Origin of the sequence: Chryseobacterium hilariae, from assembly GCF_051400735.1 — a bacterium.
In the GTDB taxonomy this organism is placed as follows: domain Bacteria; phylum Bacteroidota; class Bacteroidia; order Flavobacteriales; family Weeksellaceae; genus Chryseobacterium.
Map to the genome: position 1 here is coordinate 526,754 of NZ_JBLFFJ010000003.1, position 16,855 is coordinate 543,608.

General features: G+C 36.4%; 17 protein-coding genes and 1 pseudogene. 8 read left to right on the forward strand and 10 right to left on the reverse strand.

Annotated elements, in window-relative coordinates; translation table 11 throughout:
- Nucleotides 1-85 precede the first annotated feature (85 nt).
- The 3 genes from ACMGDK_RS12155 (at nt 86) to ACMGDK_RS12165 (ending at nt 3,047) form a co-directional block, all read left to right on the forward strand.
- Nucleotides 86-367, forward strand: a complete 282-nt coding sequence (locus tag ACMGDK_RS12155; RefSeq protein WP_436808200.1) for a DUF3817 domain-containing protein — start codon at nt 86-88, stop codon at nt 365-367.
- A 160-nt stretch (nt 368-527) separates the two neighbouring features.
- Nucleotides 528-1,331, forward strand: coding sequence for an AraC family transcriptional regulator (locus ACMGDK_RS12160; protein WP_436808201.1), 804 nt, complete (start codon nt 528-530; stop codon nt 1,329-1,331).
- A 66-nt stretch (nt 1,332-1,397) separates the two neighbouring features.
- Nucleotides 1,398-3,047, forward strand: coding sequence for a serine hydrolase domain-containing protein (locus ACMGDK_RS12165; RefSeq protein WP_436808202.1), 1,650 nt, complete (start codon nt 1,398-1,400; stop codon nt 3,045-3,047).
- A gap of 64 nt (nt 3,048-3,111) precedes the next feature.
- Here the strand turns inward: ACMGDK_RS12165 and rimM are convergent, their stop codons facing one another.
- The 5 genes from rimM to ACMGDK_RS12190 all read right to left on the reverse strand — a co-directional run bounded on the left by rimM (nt 3,112) and on the right by ACMGDK_RS12190 (nt 6,273).
- Nucleotides 3,112-3,654: a ribosome maturation factor RimM gene (gene rimM / locus ACMGDK_RS12170; RefSeq protein WP_436808203.1), complete on the reverse strand. Its 543-nt coding sequence runs from the start codon at nt 3,652-3,654 to the stop codon at nt 3,112-3,114.
- A gap of 12 nt (nt 3,655-3,666) precedes the next feature.
- On the reverse strand, nt 3,667-4,230 hold the full coding sequence (locus tag ACMGDK_RS12175; protein WP_436808204.1) for a 30S ribosomal protein S16: 564 nt from the start codon (nt 4,228-4,230) through the stop codon (nt 3,667-3,669).
- Nucleotides 4,231-4,410: 180 nt separating this feature from the next.
- Nucleotides 4,411-4,923, reverse strand: coding sequence for a nitroreductase family protein (locus tag ACMGDK_RS12180; protein WP_436808205.1), 513 nt, complete (start codon nt 4,921-4,923; stop codon nt 4,411-4,413).
- Between the two features lie 251 nt (nt 4,924-5,174).
- Complete coding sequence (locus ACMGDK_RS12185) at nt 5,175-5,624, reverse strand: hypothetical protein (RefSeq protein WP_260542815.1); 450 nt, start codon at nt 5,622-5,624, stop codon at nt 5,175-5,177.
- Between the two features lie 118 nt (nt 5,625-5,742).
- Nucleotides 5,743-6,273 (reverse strand): SRPBCC family protein, encoded by a 531-nt coding sequence (locus ACMGDK_RS12190; protein ID WP_436808206.1) that lies wholly within the window; start codon nt 6,271-6,273, stop codon nt 5,743-5,745.
- A gap of 240 nt (nt 6,274-6,513) precedes the next feature.
- Here ACMGDK_RS12190 and ACMGDK_RS12195 point away from each other — a divergent pair, with 240 nt between their 5' ends.
- Complete coding sequence (locus ACMGDK_RS12195) at nt 6,514-8,550, forward strand: M3 family metallopeptidase (RefSeq protein WP_436808207.1); 2,037 nt, start codon at nt 6,514-6,516, stop codon at nt 8,548-8,550.
- 131 nt (nt 8,551-8,681) lie between these two features.
- Here ACMGDK_RS12195 and ACMGDK_RS12200 read toward each other — a convergent pair whose 3' ends face one another.
- Complete coding sequence (locus tag ACMGDK_RS12200) at nt 8,682-9,059, reverse strand: winged helix-turn-helix transcriptional regulator (RefSeq protein WP_436808208.1); 378 nt, start codon at nt 9,057-9,059, stop codon at nt 8,682-8,684.
- 86 nt (nt 9,060-9,145) lie between these two features.
- Here ACMGDK_RS12200 and ACMGDK_RS12205 point away from each other — a divergent pair, with 86 nt between their 5' ends.
- Nucleotides 9,146-9,970, forward strand: coding sequence for an alpha/beta hydrolase (locus tag ACMGDK_RS12205; protein WP_436808209.1), 825 nt, complete (start codon nt 9,146-9,148; stop codon nt 9,968-9,970).
- A 154-nt stretch (nt 9,971-10,124) separates the two neighbouring features.
- Here ACMGDK_RS12205 and ACMGDK_RS12210 read toward each other — a convergent pair whose 3' ends face one another.
- Both ACMGDK_RS12210 and ACMGDK_RS12215 read right to left on the reverse strand, forming a co-directional pair.
- The gene (locus ACMGDK_RS12210; protein ID WP_436808210.1) at nt 10,125-11,525 is read right to left on the reverse strand and encodes an MFS transporter; all 1,401 of its coding nucleotides are present in this window, start codon (nt 11,523-11,525) and stop codon (nt 10,125-10,127) included.
- Between the two features lie 40 nt (nt 11,526-11,565).
- On the reverse strand, nt 11,566-12,129 hold the full coding sequence (locus ACMGDK_RS12215) for a TetR/AcrR family transcriptional regulator (protein ID WP_436808211.1): 564 nt from the start codon (nt 12,127-12,129) through the stop codon (nt 11,566-11,568).
- A 314-nt stretch (nt 12,130-12,443) separates the two neighbouring features.
- Here ACMGDK_RS12215 and ACMGDK_RS12220 point away from each other — a divergent pair, with 314 nt between their 5' ends.
- The 3 genes and pseudogenes from ACMGDK_RS12220 to ACMGDK_RS12230 form a co-directional block, all read left to right on the forward strand.
- Complete coding sequence (locus tag ACMGDK_RS12220) at nt 12,444-13,067, forward strand: hypothetical protein (protein WP_436808212.1); 624 nt, start codon at nt 12,444-12,446, stop codon at nt 13,065-13,067.
- 408 nt (nt 13,068-13,475) lie between these two features.
- Nucleotides 13,476-13,649, forward strand: coding sequence for a hypothetical protein (locus ACMGDK_RS12225; protein WP_436808213.1), 174 nt, complete (start codon nt 13,476-13,478; stop codon nt 13,647-13,649).
- Nucleotides 13,650-13,661: 12 nt separating this feature from the next.
- A pseudogene (locus tag ACMGDK_RS12230) lies at nt 13,662-13,928 on the forward strand (GNAT family N-acetyltransferase); the annotation flags it as partial.
- Nucleotides 13,929-14,103: 175 nt separating this feature from the next.
- On the opposite strand, the gene ACMGDK_RS12235 reads toward ACMGDK_RS12230, so the two are convergent.
- Both ACMGDK_RS12235 and ACMGDK_RS12240 read right to left on the reverse strand, forming a co-directional pair.
- Nucleotides 14,104-15,618: a helix-hairpin-helix domain-containing protein gene (locus ACMGDK_RS12235; protein WP_436808214.1), complete on the reverse strand. Its 1,515-nt coding sequence runs from the start codon at nt 15,616-15,618 to the stop codon at nt 14,104-14,106.
- A 2-nt stretch (nt 15,619-15,620) separates the two neighbouring features.
- The gene (locus ACMGDK_RS12240) at nt 15,621-16,847 is read right to left on the reverse strand and encodes a PP2C family serine/threonine-protein phosphatase (protein ID WP_436808215.1); all 1,227 of its coding nucleotides are present in this window, start codon (nt 16,845-16,847) and stop codon (nt 15,621-15,623) included.
- Nucleotides 16,848-16,855 lie beyond the last annotated feature (8 nt).

Genomic DNA, 16,855 nt, shown 5'->3' on the forward strand with positions numbered 1-16,855 from the left:
TAATTTAGATTTTGTTAGAGCTTTAAATGGTAGATTAAAGTATATTAGTACCAAAAAATAATCTTTTGACAATATAATTATTCAGATGATCATCATATATCGTAAAATAGCTTTAATCGAAGGGCTTTCATATCTGATTCTGCTCTTCATTGCAATGCCTTTAAAATACTTTTTTAATATACCGGAAGGGGTGAAATATTTTGGATGGATCCATGGAGTTTTGTTTATTATATTTCTGATAGCTCTTCTGTTATCCGCAATAAAATACAGGTGGAGTTTAAAAAGAATCATATTGTATCTAATAGGTTCAGTACTTCCATTTGTACCATTTATACTGGATAAAAGGCTCAAAAAAGAATATTCATAAAAAACGGAATGGCTATTCCCTATTATATTTTATCAGTCACAATTATTTAAAGCATCAGATTAAAATTCAAAGTCTCTGAACACTTCCGGAAACCGCGACAGAAAAATATTTTCAATAAAAATGTATGATCAGATTGAAAATTTAAAACAAAAACTATAGCATGAAAAACCTTCATAATGGTGAATTTTTCGGGAAAACCAATGAAACCCTGCGTTTCGATGGACTAACCATCACGGATACGGAGTATACACATTCTTACGTTGACTGGCATTATCACGAAAATGCTTATTTCACTTTTCTGCTGCAGGGAAATATGACGGAAGGAAACAAAAAAGAAACTTATGACTGCCCGGCCGGAACACTGCTTTATCATCATTGGGAAGATGCTCACTACAACATCAAGCCTGAAATTTTTACGAGAGGATTTCATCTTGAACTCACGGAAGACTGGTTTGAAAAGTTTCAGATCCCAAAAGATTCTCTTGAAGGGAGCTTTAATTTGAAAAATCCTGCTTTAAAATTATTAATGTACCGGATCTTCAAGGAAACAAAAGTTAGTGATCTATCATTTGAGCTGTCTGTTCATGAGCTTTTGCTTACTATTTTCGGTCAATTATCCGAGAAAAGCCGGAGTTCTGATAAAAAGCCGGGATGGGTTAATACAATTGATGAGATACTTCACGAAACTTTCACAGAAAAACTCTGTCTTACAGAACTTTCAAAAAGCCTGGATGTTCATCCGGTTCATTTGAGCAGGGATTTCCGTAAACATTTTCACTGTACTTTAGGAGCGTACATCAAAAAACTGAAGATCAATAAATCCATTAATCTCATCAATACTCATCAATCCTTGGCAGAGATAGCTCTGGAATGTGGTTTTGCAGATCAAAGCCATTTCATAAGGCTTTTCAAAGAAAATACAGGAATTACTCCTTTGCAATACAAAAACCTAATGAAGAGGTAAATATGTTAATTTCATTCTATTTTTTCTGAAAATCGATTTATATTTTTGTTCAGATAAAATATTAGAATGAAATCTATACTGCTATTTGTTTTGCTTCTTGGTTCAGGACTTTATTCAGGTCAGTCCAAAAATATTACAGATCCTGATGCGATTATAAACCCTCTTCATAAAAAATACATCAGCAAAGTTATTTTCCTGGACAAAACTATTGCTTTAGATCAGTTAAAAGAATCTGATTTTCTTAAGACAACAATATTTCAGGAAGATAAAGATCTTGACATCCGTGTTTTTATGGACAATTCTCTGGTTAATTATCTCCATCAGATGGATTCTTCATTATCACCCGATGAATTACTAAAAAAAGGAAATTATCAATTCACCTTCTACGTTGACGGAAAATTAATTTATACCGAAAATTTGAATCCCGGAGCCGGAATGCCGGAAGATAAAAAGAAGAAAACCACATTAAGAATTCCTTTATTGAGCTCAAAAAATGAAGATGCATGGGGAAGATATATGTGGATGAGATTTTATCTTGCCAATGGTGGTATTGATGCGCTGGAAGAAGGAAACCATCTTTTAAAAATTGAAATCAAGCCTTATTTAAAAACTACATCATTAAAGATAGGAAATACCATTGCAGCCGGGGAAATTCATTTAACGGTTCCTCATAAAAATATTCCGGAGGAACAAATTGCCATACAAAAAATACAGCCCAGCAGCGGATGGATAGTGTCTGATGAAAAACCGGATGAAGAAAGGATCAGGCTTTTGAACAAAAAAATTGCAGAAAACAGATTCCGGGATATTACAGGTATTGTAATCATCAAGAATGAAAAGCTCCTTCTGGAAGAATATTTCAGCAATTCCGGGAGAGATTCCCTTCAGGATACGCGTTCTGTTGGTAAGTCTTTTGCTTCGGCTTTGATGGGAATTGCCATTAAAGACGGATATTTCAAAAGTGAAAACCAGATGCTGAAAGAATTTTATGACCTGAAACAGTTCAAAAATTATTCCCTACAAAAAGACAGCATTACCATTAAAAATCTTCTGACGATGAGCTCTGGGTTTGACGGAAATGATTCTGATGAAAGCTCTCCCGGAAATGAAGAAAATATGTACCCTACAGAGAATTGGGTGAAATTTGCACTGGATTTACCTATCACAGAAAACAAACCGGGAAAAAACTGGAATTATTTTACGGCAGGTGTTGTCGTAACTGGGGATATCTTAGATAAAACGGTTCCCGAAGGTCTGCAGAACTACGCTGAAAAGAAGTTGTTTCAACCGCTTGGGATTAAGAATTACAAATGGCAGCTGACTCCCCAGCAGAAGCCTTCTCTGGCTGGTGGTCTGCGGATGAGAACGCTGGATTTTGCAAAATTCGGGCAGCTTTATAAAAATAATGGTGTATGGAATGGTCAGAAGCTTATTGACAGAAGCTGGATAAAGAAATCTTTCACCAATTATTTCATAAATGATAAGAATTTTGAGGGATACGGATATCTGTTCTGGAGGAAGGTTTATCAAGTGGGAAAACAAAATTTTGAAGCTTATCAGTCCAGTGGAAACGGAGGAAACAAAATTATTATTTTCACAGAAATACCTGTTGTGATTGTTGTTACGGCTAAAGCTTATAACAAACCTTACGCTCATTCACAGGCCGATAAAATTGTACAGGATTATTTATTACCCTCAATTATGAATAATGAGTGATAAGTAATGAGTAATTGAAATAATGAGAACTTTTAAAAGTAGGGCAAGTCTGCCAGGTTTTAAATTATTCGTCTTTTTTAGAAGACACTAAAAAGACATCGATAAGTCCTTCCGGAAGCTGCATTTTGATGAACCTTTCTTCTCTGTTCACCTCAAGGATCCAGTCTTTGATGATCGGAATTACTACTTCTTTTCCGTCCAGATTGGTCACGAAATAGTTTTGGGCAGTCTGATCATTTACGGATCTTATCACACCGCATTCCCTATCATTTTCATCAAGGATATCGAAACCGATGATCTCATGATAATAGAATTGCTTTCCTGAAAGTTTTGGAAGTGTAGAAAGCGGTAAGTAGACGTTTTTTCCTAAGGATTGGTCTACCAATGCCTCGGAAGAGTTTTTAAACGCAAGATTCAGCGCATCGTTTTTACTCCATGCTGATTTTGCAATAAAAAAAGGAACCAATAATCCGTTGATTTCAACGAATATTGATTCCAATTTATTGTAAAGCTCGGGCTGGTCGGTATCCAGTTTAAGGATAACGTTTCCCGCAAGGCCATGTCTGCGTGTGATTTTTCCTAATAAATAGCAATCTTCTTTACGCATACAGGGTTATTCTTAAGCTTCAGTGTTTTCTTCAGTTTCAGCAGCAGGAGCTTCTCCTTCTGTAGCTTCAGCAACTTCTTCAGCAGGTGCATTAGCAGCTTCTTCAGCAGCTTTAGCATCAGCTTCAACTTGCACAGCAGCAGCGATTCTAGCTTCGTTTACTTTAGCTTCAGCTTCTAAAGCAGCTTTCTTAGAGTCAGCCTGAGCTTTAGATAAACCTTCAACTTTACCTTGTACTTTTTGTTCTTTAGATTCTAACCAAGCATTGAATCTTTTTTCAGCTTCAGCTTCATCAAAAGCACCTTTAGCAACACCACCTTGTAAGTGTTTTTTGTAAAGGGCACCTTTATAAGAAAGGATTGCTCTTGCAGTATCAGTTGGCTGAGCACCGTTGTTTAACCACTTTACAGCAGAATCAACGTTCAAATCGATAGTTGCAGGGTTAGTAATTGGGTTGTAAGTTCCTAGTTTCTCGATGAATCTACCATCTCTTCTAGCTCTAGAATCTGCAACCACGATGTGGAAGAAAGGCTTACCTTTTTTACCGTGTCTTTGTAATCTGATTTTTACTGACATAATGTTGTGAATTTTATGGGAACTCGTCCCAGTTAAATATTTAAGAGTGCAAAGATAAATAAAAATTTTTATTCAACAATTATTAAATGTAACAATTTATCAATCTGGCAATACAACATTGTTTTTATTTTTCTTAACTAAAAATTCATTGGTAAATTGGTCAACTTTTACATGGTTACTTTAATCTACCTTTCCCATATAGAAAAGGCCAAGGCATTTCTGGTTTTCTTCGATGGTTAAAGATTCTTTAAGGTGGCTTACAATTGCCGGAGAACTCCAGTAGCAGCCTACATTATTTGCGGTACAGGTAAGGTACATATTCTGAACCGCCATGGAAACAGCAGCAATCTCTTCCCATTCAGGAACCATGCCGCTGAAATTGACCACTATGGAAACGACAGTATCAGCTTTATTGATTTTGAAGCCGATATCCTGGTATTTTTTCTCCAGAAAAATCTGTTCGGGCTGCGTAGCTTTGTAAATAGCCTGCATTTCTGAAGCTAATTTTGATTTTTCCCCTCCTTTAAAAACCTTAAAACGCCATGGTTTTGTACGCTTATGATTAGGAGCCAAGGTTGCTGAATGTAAAATTTCATCTATAATTTCCTGAGATATTTCGTTTTCGGAATAATCTTTCGGGAATATACTTCTCCTTTGTTCTATGATGTTTTTTAAAATTTCTGCATTATTCATATTGCAAATTTACAATATGTAATTGAATGCATTACATTGATTTATGCCAGATTTTTCAGCAGTAAGCTTCGTTTTATGTACATTTTACATTCCGGATAAGATTTTACAGGATTTGAGAATTTGATAGTTTAAGAGTATGATTTACAAATTAGCTAAGGAAAATATTCAGCACAATTGAGTTTAAAGCTGCAAAAATCTGAAACCAGGTATCTTAACTCTTGATTCCTGGCTCTTGCTTCTTGCACGCGCAATCAAATCACCTCTACAATTTTCTGATGGATATTATTCAATGTAAAAGCATCACCGGATTTCATGCCCATCATTTTTTTAGCCATAGGACTTTCCGGGGAAATGGCGTAAAACCGATCACCTTCATAAAAGAATTCTCCTAATGAAACCGAAATATAGAAACGGGCTTTGTTAGTAATTACCAGAGAGCCCAGCTGTATCTTTTCTGTAGAGGTATTCAGAACTTTTGACATATTTCTTTTAAGATCATTCAAAGCACCTAGCTGACGCTGCATCTGATAAATTTCTTCCTGCATTTCTTCCCTCATACTGTCATATTTTGGGGTCTTTTTAATATCACGGCTTGCTTCCAGGGTAAACTCAATAAAATTTTTAAGTTTTTCTATTTTTTCAGAAATCACTGTTTTTACGTAATCTCTTATATCACTTTTTTCAAATACGATCTTCTCCATGAATCTAATCTTTACATAAAGATAATAATTTTTTAAAATAACCTGAGCCCGGATAATAAAATGTGTGGTCCCAAAAAGGCAGTAAAAAAAGCCTTGCATTTCTACAAGGCTTATATCTTTATTTTTCAGCAATCTTTTTAAGATCTCCCAACCCCTGATCAAACATCTTTTTCATATTCATATCCATCATAGGTTTCATGATCTTCATCATGGTAGTCAGTTCATAATCAATTGCCCAGGTTACTTTGGTTCCGTTTCCGTCAGGAGTTAGCACAAAAACAGTTTTAGCATCGCTTTCAAAAGGTTTGATAAAATGAAGTTTTGTAATTAATTTTTCATTGGGTACAATTTCAGTGATGGACTGCTCGCCCTCTCCTACCTGATCATTCCCTTTCCAGTGGTAGGAATCTCCCAGTTTGTCGCCGGCTCCGGAATAGGTGATCATGATATTTTTGTCTGCTTTGGAAAAAGGGTCCCAGACATTGTATTCTTTTAATGAGCCCACATGCTGCCATACTTTTTCTTTCGGAGCATTGATTACAACTGATCGTTCAAAATGATAATTTTTATCAAAAGCCAACATTGCAATAATTGCATATACAACGGCTAAAAGGATGATTACGCCAAGGATTTTTAAGAGTGTTTTCATAGTTTTTGATTTATTTTGAGTTGTTTTTTTAGCTTTTTAACACTTAGCATATTTAATTCAATAGTGTATAATTCCCTGCTTTCAAAATTAGTCATTCCACCCTCGCCACCTCTTTTCATATGACAAGATTATTAAAGATAAAACTTTTTTGTCACATCTTGATATCCGGGCATTATTTTTGTGCATTCCAGCTCTGAATTCCAATGAATCATTAAATTTACCATACATAAAAATCGAAAAATGAATATTTTAACAGAGAAATTCAGTACACCATATCATGCAGCGCCTTTTAATGGCATTAAAAATGACGATTTTCTTCCTGCCTTCAGGGAACTGATCAAAAAATCTGAAGACGAAATCAATGCTATTGTCAGCAATCCTGAGGCGCCTACTTTTAAAAATGTTATTGAAGCATTGGCTTATTCAGGTGATCAGCTGGATGTGGTCTCGAATATTTTTTTCAATTTACATTCTGCAGAAACAAGTGACGAAATTCAAAAAATAGCTCAGGAAGTTTCTCCGCTTTTAACCGAATATTCTTCAAAGATCTCTCAAAATGAAGCTCTTTTCAGTAAGATCAAAAAAGTATACGACGAAAAAGAAAAATATAATCTGACTGAGGAACAGGCAATGCTGTTGAACGAAACTTATAAAGGTTTTGTAAGAAGCGGTGCCCTGCTAAATGAGGAGGATAAAGAAAAGCTGCAGAAGATCAATATGGATCTGTCTTTGAAGTCACTTCAGTTCGGGCAGAATGTTTTAGCATCTACCAATTCTTATTTTAAACATATTACCAATAAAGAAGAGTTGGCTGGAATTCCGGAAGCCATCCTTGAACAATATGCTGAAGAAGCGAAAGAAAGAGAACTGGAAGGCTGGGTAGTTACATTACAGTATCCAAGCTATATTCCGTTCATGACGTATGCTGAAAACCGTGAGCTGAGAAAGGAAATTACTCTGGCCAATGGTAAAAAATCTTTTGACGGTGGAGAATTCGACAATCAGGAGCTCATCAAGGAGCTTCTGCAATTAAAGCAGCAAAAAGCTGAATTATTAGGCTATCAGAATTATGCAGATTATGTTCTCGAAGAAAGAATGGCAAAATCTCCGGCAAAAGTTTTTGATTTTTTAAATGAACTTTTAACGAAAGCAAAGCCTTATGCAGATAAAGAGATTGAAGAGCTGAAATCTCTTGCCAAAGCAGACGGAATAGATGAATTACAGGGTTATGATCACACGTTCTACGCAGAAAAGCTGAGAAAACAAAAATATGATTTTAATGATGAAGAGCTGAAGCCGTATTTCCCCTTGAACCAGGTACAGGAAGCTGTTTTCGGCCTGGCAGGAAAACTTTTCGGACTCAGCTTTGAGGAAAGAAATGATATTCCGAAATACCATGAGGATGTAAAAGTATATGAAGTTTCTGAGACAGGAAGCGGAAATACACAAAAAAATTTCAAATCATTGCTGTATGTAGACTATTTTCCAAGAAAAGGCAAAAGAGCCGGAGCATGGATGACCAGCTATAAAAATCAGTATAAAAAAGACGGCGAAAACTCCCGGCCGCATATTTCTATTGTCTGTAATTTCAGCAAGCCAACGAAAGATACTCCAAGCTTACTGACATTCCAGGAAGTGACAACCTTATTTCACGAATTCGGGCATGCGCTTCACGGGATGATGGCGGATACACAATATCCAAGCCTTTCCGGAACTTCTGTGAAATGGGATTTCGTGGAACTGCCATCTCAGTTTCTGGAAAATTTCTGCTATGAGCCTGAGTTTTTAAAAACATTTGCCAAACATTATAAAACAGGTGAAGTACTTCCTGATGAAAAGATCGAAAAAATTGAACAGTCTAAAAGCTTTATGGAAGGTTATCAAACCATGAGACAGCTTGGTTTCGGGCTTCTGGATATGAACTACCATACGAAAGTTGGAGAATTGGAAACTGTGAGTGTGAAAGAATTTGAAGATAAATATACAAAAGCCACTTCGCTTTATCCTGTGAATCCTGAAACGGCTATGAGCCCGAGCTTTTCACATATCTTCCAGGGCGGATATTCCGCAGGCTATTATTCTTACAAATGGGCAGAGGTTCTGGATGCGGATGCATTCCAGTATTTTAAAGAAACCGGAATTTTCAATCCTGAAACGGCTGCAAAATACAAGGTTCTTCTTTCTTCAGGCGGAACAAAGGATCCGATGGAACTGTATAAGAGCTTCAGGGGAAGTGAGCCGAAAGTGGAGAGTTTACTGAAGAGAGCATTTGGATAAAATAAACTGAATCATAATCATCTTGCTCGACAGGAAAACTAATCCGACAATAACGGAATAAATCAAAAGAGGCTGCAGATTGGCAGCTTCTTTTTTTGTATTTATAACCAGAATAATGTCATAACACTATTTTAAGCCAGAGGACAAACTGAAATTTCTTTACCTTCGGCATACGTTTTCCCCCAATCGCAAAGGCTTTCCAGAATAGGAATCAGATCCTGGCCTTTGTTGGTTAAAACATATTTAACTCCTACAGGCACAGTCTCAGGGATTTCTTTTTTGACAATGACTGCATGTGTTTCCAATTCTTTAAGCTGGCGGCCTAAAACCTGTTCGGAAATATTCGGCAACTCCTTTTTCAGCAAATGGAAGCGGTTGTTCCCCTGTGAAATGGAATAAACAATTTGTGACTTCCACCGGCCGCTAATCATTGCTATTGCTGAATTTAATTCACAAACCTGAAACAAAAACTGTTCATTAATCGCATTGGTTGAATTTTCTTTACGCATAACTGTCATTTTTTGGGTGCTCACAATTTTGTTCGTTATTGCACACCACAAATTGCTTGCTGAATTTTGCAATAAAAATACGAAATATGAACAAAGCAATAAGTATAATGATTGGATTACTGGCAGCCATTTCATCAAAGGCACAGGAAAAATGGATTATAAAATCTGAACATTTGGCACAACCCGACACTGTTCTGGTTTTTAAGCCCAAAGCATATAACAAAACAGAAAAATTTCCTTTGGTTTATCTTTTACATGGTTACAGCGAAAATTACAAACAGTGGTCGCAAACTACAGACTTGCAAAAACTCGCTGATCAGTACGGCTTTATTATTGTTACTCCAGACGGTTTTACCTCTTATTATATCAACAGTCCGATCAACAGAAATTCGCAGTATGAGGATTTTTTCTTTAAAGAGTTAGTCCCTAAAGTGCATCATTCATTTAATATTGATAACAAAAATATTTTCATCAGCGGTTTGAGCATGGGCGGTTATGGAGCGTTGCGGTATTTCATTTTACATTCTGACTACTTTAATACGGCAGGTTCCACAAGTGGAGCCTTAGAAATTGATTATCCTAATTTTCAGAAGGTAAGCCAGCAATTTTGGCAGAATAACAGAATGCCGGAGGATTTAACAACAAAATTGGGCAATCCGAAAACCACAAACTGGAATCAGTTCAGTATATCAACCCTTTTGAAACAGCATCCGGGTTTTAAGAAAGCCTTTATTTTTGATTGTGGAACAGAAGATATTCTATATTCAAATTCCATCAGTCTGAAACAACAGACCAAAAGTCTGAAGATTCCGGTAACATTTATCAGCCAACCGGATGACCATAACACGGAGTACTGGAGCAGGTCTATTGAGCATCATTTTGTGTATTTCCAGCAGCATTTGATAAAATAACAGACTTCAAAACAAACAAGTTAAAAATCACCAGAAGTATGGCAAAAATTGCATTGCAGTCAGTTAAAAAAATAGCTGATTATGAATTCATGATTCATTTCTAAAAGAAGTATTAGAATCAAATTCTGAACATATGAGTCATATATTTTTCAGGCTATTTTCTTTTAGGAAGTATGTACTCCGGAACCCTTACGATTGAAATTAAAACGATAAAAAGACAAATAATATTGACACCCAAAGCGATGGAAAAAGCATTGCGGTAATTTTGTGGTGAAGGTTTTTCTCCTAAGAAATAATAGAATATGCTTCCTACTATAATAATTCCTACTATCGCAGCAGCCTGCTGAAAAGTATTATAAACTCCCGAAGCATTTCCGGCAAGTGTTTGAGGCAGACCTGACAAAGCGATATTAGCCAGTGAAGGAATAATGGATCCAACGCCTAAACCATGAAAAAACAGCAGCAGACAAAGCATAAAAAAAGAAGTTTCTGTATCAAATAAAAGGATTTGCAGGAGAAGAACCGCTATAATCAAACCTAATCCGGCAATTAAGAAGGTTTTGCCGTACTTTAAAATAAGCTTTGCAGAAAACAGAGAGGCCAGGATAAAACCCAATCCCTGGAAAACAATAATTCCTCCTGCAGTCATTGATCCTATGTGCAATCCGTCCTGGAAAAACAGCGACAGGATATAAAAATAAGAATCCAGCATTATAAAGAAAAAAGAAACTGCCAGTATACCCAGATTGAAATTTTTATACCTAAATAAACCGAAATCCATCAGGTAAGATTTCCCATGCTTAATCCTCACCTTTTGATTTTTAATAAAATAAATTAATAAAAGTATTGAAACCATGGCCATTATTATGCTTTTAACCTGAATTCCCTGATGCTCAGACATAGTAAGCGAATAGGTAAAACAGAAAAGCCCGGCAACCAGTATCATCACACCCAAAAAGTCGAAAGTACTTTTTTCTGCTGAAATTTTAGATTCATTTAATATTTTCTGACTGAAAAAGAGGGCGAGAAGACATACCGGAATATTGATGAGAAAAATAAGTCTCCATGATTCCTGCATCAGGGACATTGATGAAAAATAGCCACCCAGAAACTGCCCCAGAACAGTTCCTGCCCCAATCGTGATCCCGTACCAGCCCATCGCCTTTGTTCTTTCTTCATGCCCGGCAAACAGCACTTGTATCATCGACAGCACTTGCGGAGACATCAAAGCTGCACTGATCCCCTGAATGAAACGGGAGATAACAAGAAGTGCTGCACCAGAAGAAATTCCACATGCAACAGAGCTCAACATAAAAAACAACAAGCCAATCATGAATATCTTTTTCCTTCCATACAAGTCCCCGAGCCTTCCTCCTGTGATCAGAAATGAAGCAAAACCAATTAAATAAGACGCAATCATCAGCTGCATTTCTCCGTTAGAAGCATGAAGATCCCGCTGAATTGAAGGAATGGACACATTAATGATAAAAATATCCATGATTGTAAGCAACTGGCCGGATAATATAACCATCAGTTTCAAATATTTATAATTCATTTTTATATAGATATATCTATTTTAAAATAAGAAAAAAAAATTAAGGCAGCTGGGCCTCAATCATTTTTTGGATCTGATCAAAAGAATCTGGGTTTTTATTGATCGTAGATGTTACTACAGCTCCTTCTATCAGCAGGAAAATATTTTCTGTAATCAGATCTGCATTAATGTTTTTTTTATTTTCTGCATAGTCACCGGTCAGCTTTCTGATCATTTCTTTCTGTTTCAGTTTGTGCTGCTTTACAAAATCAGAAACTGCCGGACTGCTGTCTCCTACTTCCGAAACAATTTTGATGAAATGACAGCCTGCAAATTTTGATGATACCTGTAATTTTTTACGGTAATCAATCAATGCTAATATTTTTTCTCTTGGCCCGGAAACTTTTGCAGAATGCTCTTCAAACCCTTTGAACCATTCAAGTTCTTCTTTGGTAAGATAAGCCTGAAGAAGATCGTTTTTGGAAGAAAAGTGATTGTACAGCGAGCCTATCGCAATATCAGCTTCGGCAATAATCTGATTGATCCCGGTTGAATTAAACCCCTGTCTGTAAAAAAGATCTGAGGCCACTCTGATAATTCTTTCCTGTACTTTCTCTTTTTTCATTTGAAATTTTTTACAAATCTACATAAAAAATAGATAAATCTATCTATTTTTTTAATCTGTATCAATCTAAAAGAATGTCTTATTTTAAAACTGAAAATATGGTTAAAGAACCTATGATTAAAAAAATTTATAAAAAACATTGAAAAACAGGGATATGCTATAGCAAAATTTAAAGATTCTGAAGAAAACAGAAGAGTGTTTCATAAAAACATAAATATGATTAATAATTCACTGCATAACATTTTTAATTTTAATCACTACATATTTTGTATCTTTAGTTACCACTTTACAAAAAAGATTTGTGGTACAAAGCAATGGCAGAAGAACTTTATTTTATCAAAACCAATCCTAATATTGCCAAAATCAATTTGTACAATAAACTTTGCCGCGAGGAAGAAAATATCATAAACTTTCTTCAGGATGATGCAAAAGTAAGTCTTGAGATCATCAAAAATAAAGTAAAAGATTCTGTAGAAAACCTTTCTAAAGATGAGCTTTCAAGTATTTTTACATGGTTCAGTAGTGTTTACCCGACTGACCGGGAAGAAGTTAAAACCCAGCTTTTTATTCACGGACTTGATCTTTTTTATGAAATTCCTAAAAAAGAAAATGTGAAAACGTTCCAGAAAATGCTTTCAGAATATGAAAAATATTCTAAACAGAACCTGAATTTCATGGCAGATTCCCAGAATTTTAATCAATTCCTTGTTTATGGATTATTTTTCACAGATATTTCCTTAAAAGAAAAAGGGAACTGTACGGTTCTTTCCCATTATTTAAAAGCAGATTATCCTTCACTGTATGCTCTTGCAGAAGACCAGTTTCAGAAGAATGGATCTTATCAGAACAATGATCCTGCTCTGCAGCGCTATTTCGGGGATCTGTATGACCTGACTAAATTTTATAAAGGATCAATTATTCAGCTTCACACTTCATAATTTATGTTAGGCTTAAATGTTTTAATTTCATACAATAATCGAGCACACTTCCATCCAGATACTATCTAAAATTCTCCTCACATCCGGACATCAGTAGGTCATGATCATAACAAAAGTAATCAACAACCATACTTTGAAAGTAGAAAACACTGACTGCAGATGTAAGCAAAACGGCGAGATCCTTCTTTGAAAAGATTTTTTTTAAAGTAGTCCAGGAGCAAACCGTCAAGGTAAAAGGGATTGGTATTACCAACTATAAAATGGAAAAAAGAATTTGAATAGAAAACTGCAAAATGTCAGAATTACATCCTGAATATCGCCATCTTAAAATATCAGTTCCAAAAGAATTCGAAAGTGTATTCACCGTTAAAATAATTTTCTTGCTCACCCCGAGCTCAAAAACAACTTATGAACACAAATATCACCTATAGAAAAGCCTCGGAAAACGATATTGATTATCTTCTTGACCTAAGAACGAAGACCATGAATCCGCATTATGCAGATTCCCAACTTCCGACAGACAGGGAGACAACGCTTCAGAGAATTCTTTATCAGTTCGAAAAAGCGAATATCATTCTTTAGAATAATGAACCTGTCGGATTATTGAAAATCAACAGAGCTGAAGATAAAACAGAGGTTCTGCAGCTTCAGATTGATCCCGGACAACAGGGAAAAGGACTCGGCAAAACTATTCTGAGTGATATCCTGGCAGAAGCTTCAGCAGAAGGAAAAACAGTTTCATTAAGTGTTTTAAAGACCAATAAAGCCCAAAATTTATACAAGAGTTTAGGCTTTAGGATTGTGGATGAGGATGAGCGTTCTTTTTTTATGGAATTTCAAGGGGGCTCTAAGAGTCACTGATCACACAAGGTCACCAACGACAAATATTTCTGAGGGCTAAGCTCTCGAAGCCCCATCCAACTAAATTTTTCAACCATAAAAAGTCATAAAAGATATTAAACACTTAAGTGATTTTAAAAGTTAAATACTTTGTGGATAAGAGTACATTTAAGTTTCTAAAAAATCTGTAGATTTTTTATGATTGATTGGCTAAAGTAACAAAGATGAGCCTGCCTCCCTCTTCGGCAGACAAAAGTATTTTCTTTCCATCCGTCAGTTCCACCATAGAGCCGGGTGAAATTTCTTTCTGTTCGGTAACGTCTTTCATCGAAGTCAGGCTCTGATTGACCAATACCCATCTTCCTTCATGAAAAGTGAAGTACCCGACCGGCATTTTATCCTGTAGGGTAAGATTTTCATTTCGGATCACCCTTCTTGACACGTGCCATTTGAATAAATACTGGTTGTTATATACCATCAGTCGGTGGTTTTCGGGCTTCCATACATCTTCATCAAATTTATAATAGAGATCCAAAACCGGAAGCGTTCCCTTATGCGGAGTACCACAGAAAGGGCATTTTGGATTGCTGCTGTTGTCGAAGACATACCATTTTTCTGTACATTCCGGATTGTGACAGGGTTGTATAAGATCAGCTGTTTTCAATAGTGCAGTTTCCCATTCATTGGCTGTAGGGCGCCTGATGGGATCATGAAGCCCGTCTATAAATGCTTTTTTAAACAGTTCGGAAAGATAAGGACCTGCCGCTGTGAACGGAATTTTTTGAGGATCGCCCCAGAATGCATCCCATTTTCTGAGGTGCTCAGCTTTTACCTGATTGGATGGATCCCGGAAATGCTCTATGAATAAAGCTTTTTCACCCATAGAAATGATCTCATCTTTTTCAGAATCAAGATCCCATATTTTTCCTCCTCTTAAAGGATGTCTCCGGAAAAGATACATATAGATGAGCACGGCTAATGCATGAAGATCGGTCTTCTGATTAGGCAGATGCCTGTCGGGATCCTGCATGCTCAGATGTTTGGTCTTTAAAACTTCAGGCGCAATAAAATCTGCGGTTCCAATCACTTCCGGTGGAAATAATTTCGGAACAACCAATCCGTCTATATCAATAATACAGGCCGATTTCGTCACCGGATCTACCAGAATATTATTGTAGGAAAGATCGGAGTGTGCCAATCCCATCTGGTGAAGCTTTTTCACACCCCTGCTGATATTGATGGTAATCTGAAAATAGCTCAGCCAATCCCCAAGTTCTGAATGATCCAGCCTCAACGGATACTGCTGGTTTCTGAACATGGGAGCAGTGAACCATTTTCCAACTTTATCCTGACCCTGAATATTATCTGATCCGATATATCCTTTCGCAAAGAAGAATTTTTTATGATAAACAGGAACCACAATTCCTGTCAGCTTATTTTTTTCTACAATATCATACGGCCATCTGAATATTTCGTTCAGAAAGTAATCCGCTGAGTTTCCGTTCTGTATATTTCCAAGATAAGTGGAGACTATTCTCATAATACGTTCTTTCTGTCCGGCATCCAGAGGATCTCGGTAAAAAGCCACCACATATTCTCTGTCCGGCGAAAAATAAACATCTTTCACTCCGCCCCGGATAGGGCTTTCATCCACATATTCATAGGATTTTGCTGCGTCCAGAATAGAAACAACTTGAATGGTCTTTTTCATGCTTAATAGATTATGGCCAGTGTTCTGTCATCATGATTTCCCCGGCTCCAGAAATCGGTCCATGCCAGAAGCTGCTGATCAATGTCTGCATCACTGGCAAAGTCTACTTTTGTACGGTCATCATTATTTCCTGCAAGGTCATTAAAAAATGTTTTCCAGCTGTCGATATCTTCAAGCCGGCTTTCTGTCATGAATTTCGGATCGTAAATACCATCGGTCATCAGTACGAGATAAGAAAAATCATTCACACAGGTGATTCCAAATCTTGAAGCCATATCATCACTGAAGATCTCTTTCATCGTGATAAAACGGGTTCCACCTCCAAATTCACCCACATCCATGCGGTTCAGAAGTTTTACTTTAGAAAAATCAGGACTAATGAGGTTGATTGGGCAGTCTCCTACTCCAAAAGTAAGAATTACATATCCGAAATCAAACTTTTTTGTCAGTGCAAAAACCAATGTAGTATGAAAATCTTTTATAGAAAAAAAGTTTTCTGTGGCCGTTTTGTCCAAAACATTATACACGTTCAGTATTCCCGCATACAGAGTTCTTATAATATTTCCTCTGGCTTCGGACTGCATTTCTTGTGATTCAGAGGTACTGTAAACGATTTCAATATTTTTTTCGATTTGGGATAAAATCTCTTCTGAATTAAAAAAACTGTTTACTGAAGATGCAGCCAATCTGGAACCTTCTCTTGCCATTAAAGCAGAACCTGCACCGTCAGCAACTGAAACAATGTTCCATCCTTCAGGAAGTTTGTTCACAGCAAAATCATCATCCCTGAATTTTCCTTCATGGGCATGAGAGCGTCCCCGTTTGGATACGACAGCAATTTTTTTGTTTAAAAAACGGCCTTTGTAAGAAGCCTCATCAGGTTTGAAGAAAACAGCATTTATATCAGCAGGAATATTTTTCCACAGATCTTTTGGATCAGCATTGACAAATAAATGTACCTTTTTGGTTTCTAAACAGTTTTCATCATAGATATGGTAGAATTCAATATCAAGATCATGAACACTGTTTACATAGGGAATTCCCGATATTGTATTGTTTTCGAAGGTTAGTCCTGTTTCCCGAAGGTTGACGATGTTTTTGATCCTGATATTCGGAAAGTCTTCCATCTCAAAACGGTATTCATAAAACTGCTTTGAACTGGCATTTTTAAGCACCAGATGGACTTCTTTAAATTCTTCTTTTTCTCTGTAAATCACAGTTTTTTCCATGGTGTTTT